This window comes from Lentilitoribacter sp. JB5-8 (assembly GCF_055693385.1).
In genome coordinates, this window is sequence record NZ_CM146332.1 from 2,402,626 (window position 1) to 2,418,484 (window position 15,859).

The 15,859-nt window shown below is 45.0% G+C and carries 13 protein-coding genes; 6 read left to right on the forward strand and 7 right to left on the reverse strand.

Annotated features, from left to right (window positions below):
* Positions 1–2: 2 nt before the first annotated feature.
* Both ACZ1GZ_RS11805 and lpxB read left to right on the forward strand, forming a co-directional pair.
* Entirely contained in the window at positions 3–878 is an 876-nt protein-coding gene (locus tag ACZ1GZ_RS11805) for an LpxI family protein (RefSeq protein WP_472665073.1), read from the forward strand.
* Positions 869–2,029 carry a lipid-A-disaccharide synthase gene (gene lpxB / locus ACZ1GZ_RS11810; protein ID WP_472668290.1) on the forward strand — a complete coding sequence of 387 codons (1,161 nt, stop codon included), beginning with the start codon at positions 869–871 and terminating at the stop codon, positions 2,027–2,029. Before ACZ1GZ_RS11805 ends, lpxB begins: the two co-directional genes overlap by 10 nt.
* Positions 2,030–2,087: 58 nt before the next feature.
* Here the strand turns inward: lpxB and gltA are convergent, their stop codons facing one another.
* Entirely contained in the window at positions 2,088–3,377 is a 1,290-nt protein-coding gene (gene gltA / locus ACZ1GZ_RS11815) for a citrate synthase (RefSeq protein ID WP_472665074.1), read from the reverse strand.
* A 504-nt stretch (positions 3,378–3,881) separates the two neighbouring features.
* On the opposite strand from gltA, the gene ACZ1GZ_RS11820 reads away from it, so the two are divergent.
* Positions 3,882–5,984, forward strand: coding sequence for a ComEC/Rec2 family competence protein (locus ACZ1GZ_RS11820; RefSeq protein WP_472665075.1), 2,103 nt, complete (start codon positions 3,882–3,884; stop codon positions 5,982–5,984).
* A 20-nt stretch (positions 5,985–6,004) separates the two neighbouring features.
* On the opposite strand, the gene lexA is transcribed toward ACZ1GZ_RS11820, so the two are convergent.
* From lexA to ACZ1GZ_RS11850, 6 genes are all read right to left on the reverse strand, one after another.
* On the reverse strand, positions 6,005–6,718 hold the full coding sequence (lexA, locus tag ACZ1GZ_RS11825) for a transcriptional repressor LexA (protein ID WP_472665076.1): 714 nt from the start codon (positions 6,716–6,718) through the stop codon (positions 6,005–6,007).
* 355 nt (positions 6,719–7,073) lie between these two features.
* Positions 7,074–8,285 (reverse strand): molybdopterin molybdotransferase MoeA, encoded by a 1,212-nt coding sequence (locus ACZ1GZ_RS11830; RefSeq protein WP_472665077.1) that lies wholly within the window; start codon positions 8,283–8,285, stop codon positions 7,074–7,076.
* A 4-nt stretch (positions 8,286–8,289) separates the two neighbouring features.
* Positions 8,290–8,784, reverse strand: coding sequence for a cyclic pyranopterin monophosphate synthase MoaC (moaC, locus tag ACZ1GZ_RS11835; RefSeq protein ID WP_472665078.1), 495 nt, complete (start codon positions 8,782–8,784; stop codon positions 8,290–8,292).
* The gene (gene trpC, locus ACZ1GZ_RS11840) at positions 8,781–9,584 is read right to left on the reverse strand and encodes an indole-3-glycerol phosphate synthase TrpC (protein ID WP_472665079.1); all 804 of its coding nucleotides are present in this window, start codon (positions 9,582–9,584) and stop codon (positions 8,781–8,783) included. Before trpC ends, moaC begins: the two co-directional genes overlap by 4 nt.
* A 9-nt stretch (positions 9,585–9,593) precedes the next feature.
* Positions 9,594–10,613 (reverse strand): anthranilate phosphoribosyltransferase, encoded by a 1,020-nt coding sequence (gene trpD / locus ACZ1GZ_RS11845; RefSeq protein WP_472665080.1) that lies wholly within the window; start codon positions 10,611–10,613, stop codon positions 9,594–9,596.
* A gap of 38 nt (positions 10,614–10,651) precedes the next feature.
* Entirely contained in the window at positions 10,652–12,544 is a 1,893-nt protein-coding gene (locus ACZ1GZ_RS11850) for a SurA N-terminal domain-containing protein (protein ID WP_472665081.1), read from the reverse strand.
* Between the two features lie 193 nt (positions 12,545–12,737).
* Between ACZ1GZ_RS11850 and tpiA the strand changes: the two genes are divergently transcribed.
* The 3 genes from tpiA (at position 12,738) to ACZ1GZ_RS11865 (ending at position 15,820) form a co-directional block, all read left to right on the forward strand.
* A complete protein-coding gene (gene tpiA / locus ACZ1GZ_RS11855; RefSeq protein WP_472665082.1) occupies positions 12,738–13,508 on the forward strand; it encodes a triose-phosphate isomerase in 771 nt (256 codons plus the stop codon).
* A gap of 142 nt (positions 13,509–13,650) precedes the next feature.
* Complete coding sequence (secG, locus tag ACZ1GZ_RS11860) at positions 13,651–14,022, forward strand: preprotein translocase subunit SecG (protein ID WP_472665083.1); 372 nt, start codon at positions 13,651–13,653, stop codon at positions 14,020–14,022.
* A 169-nt stretch (positions 14,023–14,191) separates the two neighbouring features.
* Complete coding sequence (locus tag ACZ1GZ_RS11865; RefSeq protein ID WP_472665084.1) at positions 14,192–15,820, forward strand: CTP synthase; 1,629 nt, start codon at positions 14,192–14,194, stop codon at positions 15,818–15,820.
* The last annotated feature ends 39 nt before the right edge of the window (positions 15,821–15,859 follow it).

Consider the following 15,859-nt stretch of genomic DNA (forward strand, 5'->3'; position numbering starts at 1 on the left):
GCATGAACAGCCTCTCGTCGCATAAGAACCAAAGCGACGCACGGCTGGCTATTATCGCCGGTTATGGCAGGTTACCTATTGATGTAGCATTAGCTGCACGTGAGATGGGTATAGATCCGTTTATCATTGCATTGGATGGTGAGGCTGATCAGGATTGGGGTGATTTTGATCATAAGCAACTGCCCATTGCCAATTTTTCCCTATTGGCGAAAACGCTAAAGCAGCAAAATATTGACCGAATTATTTTAGCAGGTGGGGTGCGAAATCGCCCTAAAATCGCGGACATCCGTCCAACATTTAAGCTTTTGTTTTCTTTGCCAAAATTACTTAAAATACTGCTGTCTGGTGGTGATGATGCGCTGTTAAGCCTAGGCATTAATTTGTTTGAAATGCATGGCGTTAAAGTTTTAGGCGCTCAGGAAATTGTCCCCAACCTGTTAGCCCCAAAAGGTGTTTTAGGAAGAGTAAGTATCGGTGATCAAAATCAGATTGATATCAAAGCCGCTTCATTAGCGGCGGCTCAATTGGGTTTGGATGATAAAGGCCAAGCTGCCGTTGCAATTAATGGCGAAGTTGTCGCAACCGAAAGTTCCGATGGAACCGATGCGATGCTGATCAGATTAACTTCGCACCAAGATGAAAATCAATCATCTGTTAGCCAGGGTGTTTTAGTCAAACTTTGCAAACCACAGCAAGAGAGAAGGGCAGACTTACCCACCATTGGACCAATGAGCGTTATTAACGCGCATAAAGCTGGTCTTGCAGGCATTGCTGTTGAAGCGGGACGCTCCTTTATCTTAGATAGAGAGAATGTGATAAAAGAAGCCGATAAATGTGGAATGTTTATCGCTGGAATTACCCGAGAGGGATCTCCATGAAACCCTTAAAAGTTGCCATCATCGCTGGCGAAGTCTCAGGAGACCAATTAGCCGCGGATTTAATTGAAGCGCTTAAATCTAAATTGCTGCAACGAGGTCAAGAGGTTGAACTCATTGGAGTAGGTGGTCCGGAATTAGCCTCTCAAGGGCTAAAACCGCTATTTGACTATTCAGAGCTTTCCATTATGGGGGTTTCTGCAGTGATTGCGAAATTGCCGAAACTATTGTGGCGCATTCGCCAAACTGCAAACGCTGTTATAGCTTGTGAACCAGATGTCTTCATTATTGTTGATAGTCCTGATTTCACCCATCGTGTCGCTAAAATCGTTCACGCCAAAAAAGCTGAAATTCCCATCATAAACTATGTTTGCCCGACAGTATGGGCTTGGAAACCCGAACGCGCGTTGAAAATGCGGCAATACATTGATCACATATTGAGTGTTTTACCGTTCGAACCTGAAATAGTTGAACAGCTGTCTGGTCCACCAATTAGTTATATTGGCCATCGACTTATGGAAAACGAAGCGGTTGCCAACAGTCGAAACACGCAGCTCAATCATCAACTGCAATCCAAAAAGACGATTTTGCTGCTTCCAGGTTCGAGAAACAGCGAACTTAATCGCAATCTTGAAACGATCCAGAAGTCGGCGATAGAATATTTAAAATTTGAGCCGGACACACAATTTATATTACCCACAATCGCACGCTTTGAGGATCGGTTAAAAATTGAACTCAAGTCCTGGCCCTTTGATGTCGAGCTGGTGGTTGGCGAGGGCGATAAATGGCATGCATTTGGTCGAGCCGATGCAGCTCTTGCAGTCTCGGGAACTATTTTGTTAGAGCTGGCGATTGCGCGCGTACCCTGCATTTCTATTTATAAGATCGATTTTGTATTCAAACAATTGATTAAAAAACTAGAATTATGGAGCGCTGCATTGCCAAACTGGATTGTGAACTATCCGGCAGTGCCAGAGTACTTTGACCATTATGCCAAGCCAGGAATGTTGGCCCGGCAATTATATCTTTTATCAAACGATACTAAGCAGCGTAGCGCAATGCTGGAAGCATTTGATCTCGTATATGATAAAATGAGCGTAGAGCGTTCACCAAGCGAATATGGCGCAGAAATAATCCTCAAGCACCTTAAATAAAAAACTCCGCAATCTTGAAAAAGATGCGGAGTTTTTATTGTCTCACTATGAGATTTGATTATCTTTTGATAACCGGAACATAGTCGCGGCTTGCTTGACCTGTGTAAAGCTGACGAGGACGGCCAATGCGCTGGCTTGGATCTTCGATCATTTCTTTCCACTGGGCAATCCAGCCAACAGTTCTTGCCAATGCAAAGAGCACTGTGAACATTGTTGTTGGGAAGCCAAGAGCTTTCAATGTAATACCAGAATAGAAATCAATATTCGGATATAGTTTCTTCTCGATGAAGTATTCATCAGTCAGTGCGATACGCTCAAGTTCCATCGCAACTTCAAGCAATGGGTCATCTTTAATACCCAATTCGTTGAGAACTTCATGCGTAGTTTTCTGCATGATTTTCGCACGTGGATCATAGTTCTTATAAACGCGGTGACCAAAGCCCATGAGGCGGAATGGATCATCTTTGTCTTTTGCGCGTGCAACATATTCAGGAATGCGATCAACACTGCCAATTTCAGCAAGCATGTTCAGCGCAGCTTCGTTTGCACCACCATGTGCAGGACCCCAAAGACATGCAATACCGGCGGCAATACAAGCAAATGGGTTTGCACCAGATGAACCAGCAAGACGCACAGTTGATGTTGAAGCGTTTTGCTCGTGGTCAGCGTGTAGGATGAAGATACGATCCATAGCACGTGCAAGAACTGGGTTTACTTTATAATCTTCACAAGGAACGGCAAAACACATGCGCAAGAAGTTTGATGCATAGTCCAGATCATTCTTTGGATAGATGAATGGCTGACCAACATGGTATTTGTAAGCCATTGCAGCCAGTGTCGGCAATTTCGCGATCATACGCATAGAAGCAACCATGCGCTGATGCGGATCTGTGATATCCGTTGAATCGTGATAGAAAGATGACATGGCACCCACACAACCACACAAAACAGCCATTGGGTGAGCATCGCGGCGGAAACCTGTAAAGAAGCGAGACATTTGCTCATGCACCATTGTGTGGCGCGTTACACGGTAGTCAAAGTCTTCTTTTTGAGCTGCAGTTGGCAATTCGCCATAAAGCAAGAGATAGCAAACTTCCAAGAAGTCACCTTGTTCAGCCAATTGCTCAATTGGATAACCACGGTGAAGTAGAACACCATTATCACCATCGATAAATGTGATATCTGAATCACATGAACCAGTTGAGGTAAAACCCGGGTCAAATGTGAACGCACCTGTTTGCTTGTATAGTGAGCTGATGTCGATGACGTCGGGACCCAAAGTTCCGGAGCGGACAGGAAAGTCGAACTCTTTGCCTTCGAAGTTTAATGTGGCTTTTTTATCGGTCATATTAGATCCCCTTTATATGTTTTTATGCAGCGCGAAATTGAACTATGTTGCGGTGCATTCATAAAAGCTTGGGCTTTAGCTATACGATTTCTGATGCATTGCCAAGATTGATGAGCAATATTTATAAACAGCCTTGTAAAACTATTGTTACGTTCAGTTTACCACTTGACAAAACTTATGGTAGTATTTTGCCATTGATCTCTCAAATTGCTTGAATGACTGGATTTATGCCCTGTGTTTGAAGTGGAGCAAAAACAGCAAGAATTAGCTAATAAAACGCGTTTTAGCCATTCTAAATCGTTTATATTGCGCAATTTGAGATTTACACGCCATGAAACATTTTCGCGTAATAAGACAAATAATGCTAACCTTTTAGGTTATTTTTCCAGATCATTAGCGACTGAAACTGCATTTGGTCACACTTTTTTGTGTATTCCAGTATTTTTAATTTTCGGTGCTTATTTCAATTTTTCAAGAAAACTCGACATTTCAGATGAATTTTTGGTGATTCCAATCATAGTTTTGAGCGCAATTGCCGCACTTAATAGGCAAATAAATGTCGGCGCAAAGTTCATTTTACTACTTTTATCCGCGTTTTTCATCGGTGCATTTGCCGCAAATTTTGAGATGAAAAAGTCCACGGTTTTGCTCGATAGTGATGTCACCACAAATCTAAAAGGCATTGTTTTATCCAAAAGCCTTGGGACAAATGGCACGCCGCGCTACAAGATATTGATCAATTCAACATCTAAACCCACCATTAAGCGACCACCGCAAAAGGTTCAATTGGTCGCGCGCGGGGGAGATGGCCAACTCAATGTCGGTGAGATCATTCAAACAAGAGCAAGATTAACGCGACCATCGGGACCTGTGTATCCACGCGGATATGATTTTGCATTCGGTGCTTATATCAATGATATCGGTGCATATGGGTTTATGCTTGGATCACCCATTTCACTTGGGAATATCAAAGCCAACGAATTGCCATTAAAAAGCAGATTTGAGTTATTTGTTGGTGCCATTCAATCAAAGATTTCAAACCGCATAAACAATCATTTAAGTGGTGATGCCGCAGCGATATCATCTGCCTTAATTATTGCCGATAAAAAGGCAATTAGCGAGCAAACTGTCGAAGCGCTCCGCAATGCCGGTCTTGCCCATATATTAGCGATTTCTGGTCTTCATATGGTTTTAGCGTCTGGCACTTTGTTTTTAACAATTCGGGCTTTGCTCAGCGTCTTTCCATCGCTTGTTCAGGCCATACCGGTTAAAAAGCTTGCGGCAGTGGCCGCATTGTCAGCTGCAAGCGCTTATCTCGTTATATCCGGCGCGCCAATTTCCGCCCAACGCGCTTGGCTTATGTTGGTGATTATGCTGGGGGCAACCATATTCGATAAACCAGCCATAACCCTTCGAAATGTAGCAATAGCCGCCATCATCATTATTTTAATAAAACCCTCAAGCGTAACGACACCTGGGTTCCAGATGTCCTTTGCCGCGGCAACAGCACTCGTATCAGTTTATTCCGCCTGGGCGCGGATAAAACTAAACCACTACGAGCGATCGACGGTGTATTTTAAAGAAACTTTTTTGTACAGAACGGTTCAGTTTGTGTTTGGGCTAGGAATGACAGCTTTGATTGCAGGGCTCGCAACAGGCATTTTCTCAAGTTTTCATTTTCATCAACTCGCAGGCTATGGTCTGTTGGGAAATGTCTTGGCGATGCCTGTGGTTACATTTCTCGTGATGCCGCTTGCATTACTCTCCATGTTACTCATGCCTTATGGGCTTGAATGGTTGCCCTTAACGGGATTGGGCCAATCAATAGATGTTGTGATTTACCTTGCAAACTGGGTTTCTGGATTGGGTGGAGAGCTCAAGACAGGTAAACCAATTCCCATAGTTATAGCATTTTTGGTTGCAGGCTTTATCGTTTTTGTACTGTTTCGAAGTTCCATCAAACATATAGGGCTGTTATCAATCGTGGTGGGATTGGCTTTGTCTTTTGTCTTACCGATTAACATCCCGGATGTTTTCATTAGCGAAGACGGAAAGCTTATTGGTGTCCGCCAGGATAAAACGTTGTTCGTTAATCGATCCCGTCCATCAAGCTTTATCGTAGATCAGTGGCTAAGTGCGCATTTGCTTGAGCTTGAAAAACCGCAATTAATAAATACGGCTGACATTGGCTTTGACTCACAAAATGCCCGCCGGGAAGATCTACAAATATTGATTAAAGGTGATGCTGCGTTTCGTTGTTTTAACACCCATTTTTGTGTGAACGAATATAACGGTAAGATCATAACCACGCTTGGAAAGACGGAACATATGCGCGCTGCTTGCCAGTTTGCGGATATTATCGTGACAACGTTTGGGGTAAACCGCGCTTTAAGGAACGAATGCGCTACTGAAATGATTATCAGCCGCTATGACTTAAAGCAGAGTGGCTCAATGGCATTATATTCAGCTCGTAATGGGAATGCGTATAGAGTTGAAACAGCTGTTGGAGACGCTGTGCGTCCCTGGACTATTCAAAGATACTTTAATTGGCGCGCAGATGAGTATTGGTTGCCAGATGGTCAAACATTAAAACGGACCAACAATTAAGCGGTCCGTCAAAATATGCATTAGTTGTAGCGTCGGATCAAGCCAACCAATTTGCCCTGAACTTTCACGCGGTCAGGCCCAAAGATACGCGTCTCATATGCAGGGTTTGCAGCTTCAAGGGCAATGGACGCACCTTTGCGGCGGAACCTTTTAAGCGTTGCTTCTTCATCATCAACAAGTGCAACGACAATGTCGCCAGGGTTTGCATTATTTGCGTCTTTGATCACAACTGTATCGCCATCAAAAATGCCAGCATCGATCATGGAATCGCCCTTAACTTCAAGCGCGTAGTGATCGCCACCACCAAGCATGTCTGTCGGAACGGTAATGTTGTGCGTCGTATGTTGAATAGCTGAGATCGGCACACCCGCTGCAATGCGTCCCATAACAGGCACGCTTAATGACCCATTGTCTTCCATTTGCTCTTGCGGTTTTGAACGGATTGGCTCGACTTTATCTTTGCTTCCCTCAATAACACTTGGATTAAATCCGCGAGGAGGGGGCGTTGTCGATTGATAGCTCTCTGGAAGCTTTATCACTTCAAGTGCACGCGCTCTGTTAGGAAGGCGTTTGATAAACCCACGCTCTTCAAGAGCTGTGATGAGACGATGAATGCCGGATTTTGATGCCAGATCCAACGCGTCTTTCATTTCATCAAATGAGGGCGGAATCCCTGTTTCCTTCATGCGCTCATGAATAAAAAACAGCAGTTCCTGTTGTTTGCGTGTCAACATATCAAAACCTCATCACGTTAGAAACAAACCATGAACAATGCATATATGTTCTATTTGTGTTCTGCAATAGTAAATAATTAATTAACAAAACTTGGTCGATCGACAAGATGAGATTTAGTATTTCTTGAACAAAGGTAGAATTATACCAGAACATAAGCGGAATTAAGTGAGCTTTGTTCTAGGTTGAGAACAATTACAGGTTGTTTTTTAAGTATAAGTGTCTGTTATTGTTATATAAATAAGTATCCGTTTAAAAACTCTATTCAACGAGAAAAGATCACCTACTAACAAGGGGTGTGAATTTTTAGGTATCTCATTGATGTTTGCATCTTAGTCGAAAAAAATTCTAAAAAACTTAGTTTTCAAACAGGATCACATCACAAATATCGCCTTTTGAGGCAGCTTTTGCGTTTGGCGGACGAATCAAAAGCCCATTGGCATCAGCAAAAACACGTACCAGCGACGAATCTTGCCGCTTAAACGGGGTTACAATGCGCTCACCAAGCTCATCCGTTTGAATTTGCGCCCGCATATATTCCTGCCGATGATCATTTTCAGGCAGTTCAACAGTCAATTTCGCTGTTGTTATGGGCGTGGTTATTGTCCGGCCTGCAAGTTTGCGCACAAGCGGCGCTAAAAAGAGTGAACCGGTCACCAAACTTGAGGCAGGGTTGCCGGGCAGGCCGATAAAGCGCATTTTACCCAATGTGCCATACATGAGCGGTTTTCCTGGGCGCATGGCAATTTTCCAGAAATTGAGCTGCATACCCATTTCAGTCAGCGCTTGCTGAACAAGGTCATGATCGCCAACAGATGCACCACCAATTGTCACTAAAATATCGGTATTGTTATCCAGAGCTTTTTGCACCGATGCTTTAATCACATCTAATTTGTCTTGCGCGATACCCAGATCCATCACATCAGCACCAGCGCTTTCGCACATAGCCATGACACCAAAAGCATTTGACGCGATGATTTGATCTATGCCCGGTTCTTCACCTGGAGATACAAGTTCATCGCCGGTCGCTAATACTGATATCAATGGCTTTTGAAAAACTTCAACTGCAGCATAATTCATGCTGGCAGCAAGTGTGATCGCAGAATAGTCCAACTCACGATATTTCTTTAAAAGCACATCGTCTTTGGAAAAGTCGACACCTGCAAGCCGAATGTGCCGATCAGGTTGCGCAGGTGCAGTGACCTTGATCAATCCATCTTCGAGCTTTTCAGTGTTTTCCTGAATGAGAATTGTATCGGCAGAAGCGGGAACGGGTGCGCCTGTGAAAATGCGGACACTCTCGCCATCTTCAAATGTACCGTGAAATCCGTGACCTGCCGCAGATTCGCCGATAACTTTAATCGTTGCGCCAATTTCACTCGCGTCTTTGAACTTAACAGCATAACCATCCATCGCGGATGCATTAAAAGGTGGATGCGTGCGTTTGGAAATAAGGTCTGTGGCTAAAATCCGACCGCGCAATTGCGAGATTGGCATCATTTCAGTGCTTTTTGGCTCAGCACCATCCAGCAGTTTTTCAAGTGCTTGATCAACAGGCAAGAGAGCCATAGCGCTATTCGACCTCGCTATTTGCGGTCCATTCGCCAGACTTACCACCGGTCTTTTTCATCAGCTTTATGCCGCCGATTTCCATGCCTTTATCCGCAGCTTTCGCCATGTCATAGATCGTCAAACACGCAACCGAGCATGCTGTTAATGCTTCCATCTCAACACCGGTTTTGCCCGATAAGCGAACTGTTGATTGAACGCGAAGACCAGGAAGCGACGTATCTTCTTCAATGTCTACGGCAATTTTGGTCAACATAAGTGGGTGACAAAGAGGAATGAGATTTGATGTCTGCTTTGCCGCCATGATCCCTGCAATGCGCGCAACACCAATCACATCACCTTTTTTCATGTTGCCTTTAAGGATGAGATCCAGCGTTTCCCGTTTCATGGTGATCGTACCTTGAGCAATGGCTTCGCGCACGGTGTCTGCTTTATCGCCGACATCAACCATGGAAGCCGATCCATCTTCGGCTAAATGGGTGAGCTTGACCTCGCTCATACAGTTGCATCCCCGAAAAGCAGTGATTTCGTTGCGGACGTCACATCTTCTTTTCGCATCAAGCTCTCACCAACAAGGAATGTTGAGATGTCAGACGTCTCCAGCCGCTGACAGTCTTCATGAGTGAAAATTCCACTCTCACCAACAAGCAGATAATCATCTGGAACCATGGTTGCTAAGCGTTCAGATGTTGAAAGCGAAACTTCAAACGTACGAAGATTGCGATTATTCACACCCAATAACCGGCTATCGAGTTTTAGAGCACGCTCTGTTTCTTCTTCATCGTGAACTTCGATAAGTGCATTCATACCAAGCTCATGCGCACAATCTTCAAGACGTTTTGCTTCATCATCTGAAAGGCTGGCCATAATGATCAGGATCGCATCCGCACCCCAAGCTCGCGCTTCATAAACTTGGTAAGGCTCAAACATAAAGTCCTTACGAAGGGCAGGGAGCAAACATGCACCGCGCGCAGCGGTTAAAAATTCAGGAGCACCTTGGAAAGATGGCGTATCGGTTAAAACAGACAAACATGCAGCACCACCAGCTTCATAAGCTTTTGCCAATTCTGGAGGATTAAAGTCCTCACGGATCAAACCTTTTGACGGGCTGGCTTTCTTGATCTCTGCAATAAGGCCATATTGACCGTTTTGCTTTTTATTCAAAAGCGCTTGCATGAAACCGCGCGGCGCTTCAACATCGTTGATTTGAGCCTTTAGCTCAACCAGAGACACTGTAGATTTTGCCTGTTCAATCTCAACACGCTTATAAGCTTCAATTTTTTGTAGAATGTCTGACATATTTACTTCTTAAGCCACCAGTCTATTTGATGTGGAAATGAGTTGTTCAAGCTTACCAAGCGCTGCGCCGCTATCGATAGATTTTGCGGCAATCTCTACGCCTTCACGAATATCATCTGCTTTTTCAGCAACGATCAAAGATGCCGCTGAGTTTAACAATACAATTTCACGATACGCATTTTTCGCGCCCTTAAGCACATCTGTAAGCGCTTTAGCGTTGTAAGCCCCATCGCCACCGATAAGTTCAGATACATCAACCTTTTTAAGGCCAGCATCTTCAGGCGTAAGTGTGAAGCTTTTAATCTCACCGTTTTTAAGTGCTGAAATCTGGCTTGGGCCAGTAGTCGTTAACTCATCCAACCCATCTCCATGGACAACCCACACAGATGTTGAACCGCGATCTTTGAGCACTTCAGCTAATGGTTCAACCCATTGAGGCGCAAACACACCAAGCAATTGACGGCTGACATTCGCCGGATTGGAAAGCGGTCCGAGCAAGTTGAAGATTGTTCTTGTGCCAAGTTCAACGCGTGTTGGGCCGACATGGCGCATGGCGGAATGGTGGTTTGGTGCAAACATAAAGCCGATCCCAGCTTCTTCAATGCAGGTTTCAACACCTTTTACATCAAGATCCAAACTCAATCCCAGCGCGTTAAAACAATCCGCGGTGCCAGACTTTGAAGAAAGCGCTTTATTGCCGTGTTTGGCAATGGTCACACCGCACCCGGCAACGACAAAAGCGGTACATGTCGAGATATTATATTTGCCAGAACCGGTGCCACCGGTGCCAACAATATCGATCGCATCAGAGGGGGCTTTCACAGGCAGCATTTTTTCACGCATAACAGCAACAGCACCAGAGATCTCGTCAACCGTTTCACCGCGCATGCGCAAGGCCATTAAAAAGCCGCCAATCTGCGAAGGTGTTGCATCCGCTGACATGATGACATTAAACGCTTCACGCGCTTCATCAACACTCAGTAGGCCACCCTCAGCCACTTTACCAATAAATGGCTTTAATTCTGCCATGCCATTCCCCTCAAACCGTAAGTATTGTGAAAAGTTGCTTAGTTATGCGCCAGTGCTTGCTGCGCAAGCCCACGGTTGACAACAACTCCATACTGGTTTTGAATTTTTGCAATCATTTGGCTCATGATCTCATCCGCATTAGATGCAGAAACAGATTGTGCAACCTGCAGCGCGACATCTTCCTCAAGATTAGCTTCAGGCGTTGTCACAGCAACAACTTTCATCAGCACTTCGTTCTCACCAGTTGCATCTTTTGCAATAGCTGTGAGACCTTCAGGACCACCAAATGCTGATGAGATTGTGGCCGCGCTAAAGACAGCATCTGCGCCTGTGCGAGTAAGCTCAATCTTTTTGTCTACAGTAAGTCCAAGTTCATCAGCCAATGCTTGCAATGTTTCGCCGCCATCAAGACGTGATTTTAACTCTGTTGCTTTATCAACCAACGCAGTTGCAGTTTGTCTTTCTGTCCAATCCGCGATGACCTTCGTGCGAACTTCTTCCAAAGTGCGATCGCGGGCAGGGAAGATGTCCTGCACCTCAAACCATACAAAACCATTATTGCCAATGTTAATTGGAAGTGTCTCAAGGCCGATATCAGATTCAAACGCTTGTGCGATTAACTGACCAGACTGAGGAATACCTTCAATAGCGTTACCATCATTATCAAGGCCCTGCGCATCAATCATATCAATTGTTGTGACCGAAAGCCCTTGCTTATCCGCAGCTTCTTTAAGTGTCATGCCGCTGGCTCTGTCATCTTCGTAAGCATCATGCACGTCTAACAATGTGTCAGCAGCTGCAATTAACGCTAGGTTTTGGCGAATTTCATCTTGAACATCTGCCAATGTGCGTGTGGATGCAGGAACAATGTCTTTCGCGCGCAGAATAAAATTACCAAATGTGCCTTCGACAATACCGCTTGTGCCGCCATCTTCTGAAATTGCAAATGCTGCTTCTGCAAGACTAGGGTCAGGCATTGTGTCTTTTGTAAATGTACCGATTGCGATATCGCTTGCAGTTTTACCTTCTTCTGTTGCCAGATCGTCAAAGCTTAGACCACCTTCAAGTTTTCCAAGCGCAGCTTCTGCGGCAGCCTTATCGGCAAATCTCAGTTGGTCAATCGTGCGTTGTTCAGGTGTGCTGTATGTTGAAGCACGCGCTTCATATTCTTGCGCGATAGATTCTTCGCTTACCGCATCTAGATCAATAATGTCTTCGGCCTGTAAACGCACATAAGAAACTTTGCGGAACTCTGGTGCTGCATAATTTGCTTTGTTCTCTTCAAAATACGCCGACAATACAGTTTCAGATGGTGCTTCAATTGCATCCAACAAATCACGTTTTACCACGATATAATCAACATCGCGCTTTTCTGTGCGATACTCAGCTAAAGCTTTCAACAAAGTTTGTGGAGCTTGAACACCATCAGACACAGCATCAGCAATTTGTTGGCGGATAGCTGTTTTTGCATTGTTTTCCAAATATTGGCTTTCAGTCATACCAACTTGGCGTAACACGAGACGGAACGTTGCTTCATCAAACTGACCTGTTACACGATCATGGAAGATTTGTTCTTCAGCAATAATGTCCGCCTGGCGTTTTTCTGAAAGACCAAGATTGAGATCCACAGCTTGTTGGCTAAGAGCAGCGCTTGTTGCGAGATTGGAGAATACCTGCTCTTCAAGACCAAATGCACGTGCTTCTTCAGTTGTTAAACGACGTCCAATACGTTGTGAAACACTTCCGATTGTTTGGTTATATGCGAGTAAGAATTCATTTGGGCCGATTGTTTCATCACCAACGCTCACAACAGTGCTAGACTGTGTTGCAAACAAGCTGCCTGAAATACCCCAAACACCAAAAGACGCGACCAATAGAATTAGCAAAAGTTTTGCCACCCAGGTTTTTGCCGCTCGTCTTAAAAAATCCATTATGTATTCTCCATCAAGATCATAATCTTATTGATCTTTATTATATGTGATATGATCAAATTATTTCCAGCATATCCTTTAGACCAAACACATTATGAATTGAAGGGTTATTGCGCTGCAAATCAAATATTTGTAAGTGAATGCTCGAAAACTTTGTTCGCAAAGCCATATCACTTTAATTCATGAGGAAATTATGACCCCTAATATTCGTCCGCTTGTGGCTGGAAACTGGAAAATGAATGGCCTGCGCGATGCGCTTGGGACAATCAATGAGATTGCTCAAAGCTCTGAAGATAGCGCATTGTCCAAAATTGATATGTTGCTTTGCCCTCCGGCAACCCTTTTATATGTGGCCACAACACTCTGCGAAGATGTGCCATTGCAAATTGGCGGGCAGGATTGTCATGCGAATAAATCAGGCGCCCATACCGGTGATATTTCTGCGGATATGATCGCGGATTGTTTGGGAACACAAATCATTGTCGGGCATTCAGAGCGCAGAACGGATCATGGCGAAACTGATTCTGAAATTCGCGCGAAGGCCGAAGCTGCGATTGAAGCTGGATTGGTCGCAATTGTTTGTATTGGCGAAACCGAAGAAGAGCGCAAATCAGGTAAGACGCTGGATGTTTTAAAAACTCAGCTTGCAGGTTCAGTTCCGGATAATGCAACAGCTGAAAACACGGTTATTGCCTATGAGCCTGTTTGGGCGATCGGCACGGGCTTGGTGCCAAGCAATGGTGATGTTGAAGAAGCGCACGCGTTTATCCGTTCAGAGATGGCGTCACGTTTTAATGCTGAAGGCGAGAAGATGCGCTTGCTATACGGCGGATCAGTTAAACCATCAAATGCTGCTGAATTGATGGCAATTGCAAATGTTGATGGTGCATTAGTTGGCGGTGCGAGCTTGAAATCTGAAGACTTCCTCGCCATTTGTAAAGCAACAGCTGGTAATCTGGGGTAGTTTGAGCATTCAAACACCTCAATTTACATCTCTTTTCGAGCTGGTTTCGAATTGGGGCTTGGAAATATCGCAAAGCTCGTGTATGGAGCCGCGATAAAGTTTTATTGTTCGTGGCTTTGGCCCAGAGATTTCGGAAGAATTTATGGAAACCGTACTGATCGTAGTTCATTTGATGATTGTTGTCGCGCTTGTCGGCGTTGTGTTGTTGCAGCGTTCTGAAGGCGGTGGCTTGGGTATCGGTGGCGGCGGCAGCGGCGGCGGTCTGATGACAGCGCGCGGTGCAGCGAGTGCATTGACACGTGTAACAGGCATTTTAGCGGCTGCTTTCTTTGCAACATCTTTGGCACTTGGCATTCTTGCAGCCAACAACAATCCTTCATCTGGTATTCTAAACCAGATCGAAAGCACAACGCAGGGCGATGGTAACGGTATTTTGAACCAACTTGGCGGTTCAGACACAACAACAACGCCAGAGCCAGAGAGCACAGAACCTTCAGTTCCAACTGGGAACTAATCGCTCCACGCTTAACGAATTTGAAAGCCCAGCTCATCCAGCTGGGCTTTTTTTTGTAAATATTCAGGCACCGTAGTTTTTACATTTTGGAAACTATCCACGAAAAACATTGCCTGATTTTATTTTTTGACTAGCGGAATCGGTAAAAACGAGCTATCGCTTCAATCCCATGGCACGATATGTATTTATAACTGGTGGCGTGGTTTCTTCCTTAGGAAAAGGTGTTGCTTCTGCTGCTCTAGGCGCTTTGCTGCAGGCTCGAGGGTATCGAGTGCGGCTGCGTAAACTTGACCCTTATTTGAACGTTGACCCGGGTACTATGAGCCCGACTCAGCATGGTGAAGTATTTGTCACCGATGATGGCGCGGAAGCTGACCTTGATCTAGGTCACTATGAGCGCTTCACAGGCCGTTCTGCTGTGAAGATGGATAACATCACCACTGGGCGGATCTATAAAGATATCATCGACAAAGAACGCCGCGGTGATTATCTAGGTGCAACCGTTCAGGTCATTCCGCATGTAACCAATGAAATCAAAGACTTCGTGCTTGATGGCAATGAAGGCTATGACTTCGTATTGTGTGAAATCGGCGGTACTGTGGGTGATATTGAGGCAATGCCATTTATGGAAGCCATTCGCCAGCTTGGTAATGATTTACCGCGTAATAGCGCAATTTATCTGCATCTTACTTTGATGCCGTTTATTGCAGCTGCAGGTGAACTTAAAACCAAACCTACTCAGCACTCGGTGAAAGAGCTGCAAGCTATGGGTATTGCGCCGGATATTTTATTGGTCCGCGCAGATCGAGAGATCCCTGAGGAAGAGCGACGTAAACTTTCGCTGTTCTGTAATGTACGTCCTTCAGCGGTTATCCAGGCGCTAGATGTCTCAAGTATTTATGACGTTCCGCTTGCATATCACCAAGAAGGTCTTGATGATGAGATCTTAGCCGCCTTTGGCATTGATCCAGCGCCAGCGCCACGTTTGGAAGCTTGGCAGGATGTTTCAGAGCGTATTAAATCGCCTGAAGGTGAGGTTACAATTGCGATCGTTGGCAAATACACCGGTCTAAAAGACGCTTATAAATCGCTTATGGAAGCGCTTTATCACGGCGGAATTGCCAATAAAGTCAAAGTTAAATTCCAATGGATTGAATCGGAAATCTTTGAAAAAGAAGATCCAGCACCATACTTGCAAAAAGTTCATGGCATTTTGGTGCCGGGCGGCTTTGGTGAGCGCGGAACTGAAGGTAAGATCGCAGCGGCTCGTTTTGCACGCGAAAAGAAAGTGCCTTATTTCGGCATTTGTTTGGGTATGCAAATGGCGGTGTTGGAAGCTGCGCGCAATCTGGCTGGCATTGAAGATGCAACATCCAGCGAGTTTGAAAAAGGTGGCACCAGCATTGTTGGCTTGATGACTGAATGGGTTAAAGGCAATCAGCTGGAAAAACGCACAGCGAGCGGCGATTTGGGTGGTACAATGCGCTTGGGCGCCTATACAGCCTCGCTTAAAGAAGGCACGCGCATTTCTGATATTTACGGATCGCAAAGCATTTCTGAACGTCATAGACACCGTTATGAGGTTGATGTGAACTATGTTGAGAAGCTCGAAGAATGTGGTTTGACCTTCTCAGGTCTATCGCCAGATGGCGTGTTGCCAGAAACTATCGAATATGAGGATCATCCGTGGTTTATCGGGGTGCAATATCACCCAGAGCTCAAATCTCGTCCACTTGATCCACATCCGCTCTTTGCAAGCTTTATTGAAGCAGCCTTGACGCAATCGCGCTTGGTTTAAGAGTTCGATTATATTGCCCGTGGTCTTTGGCATATTTGA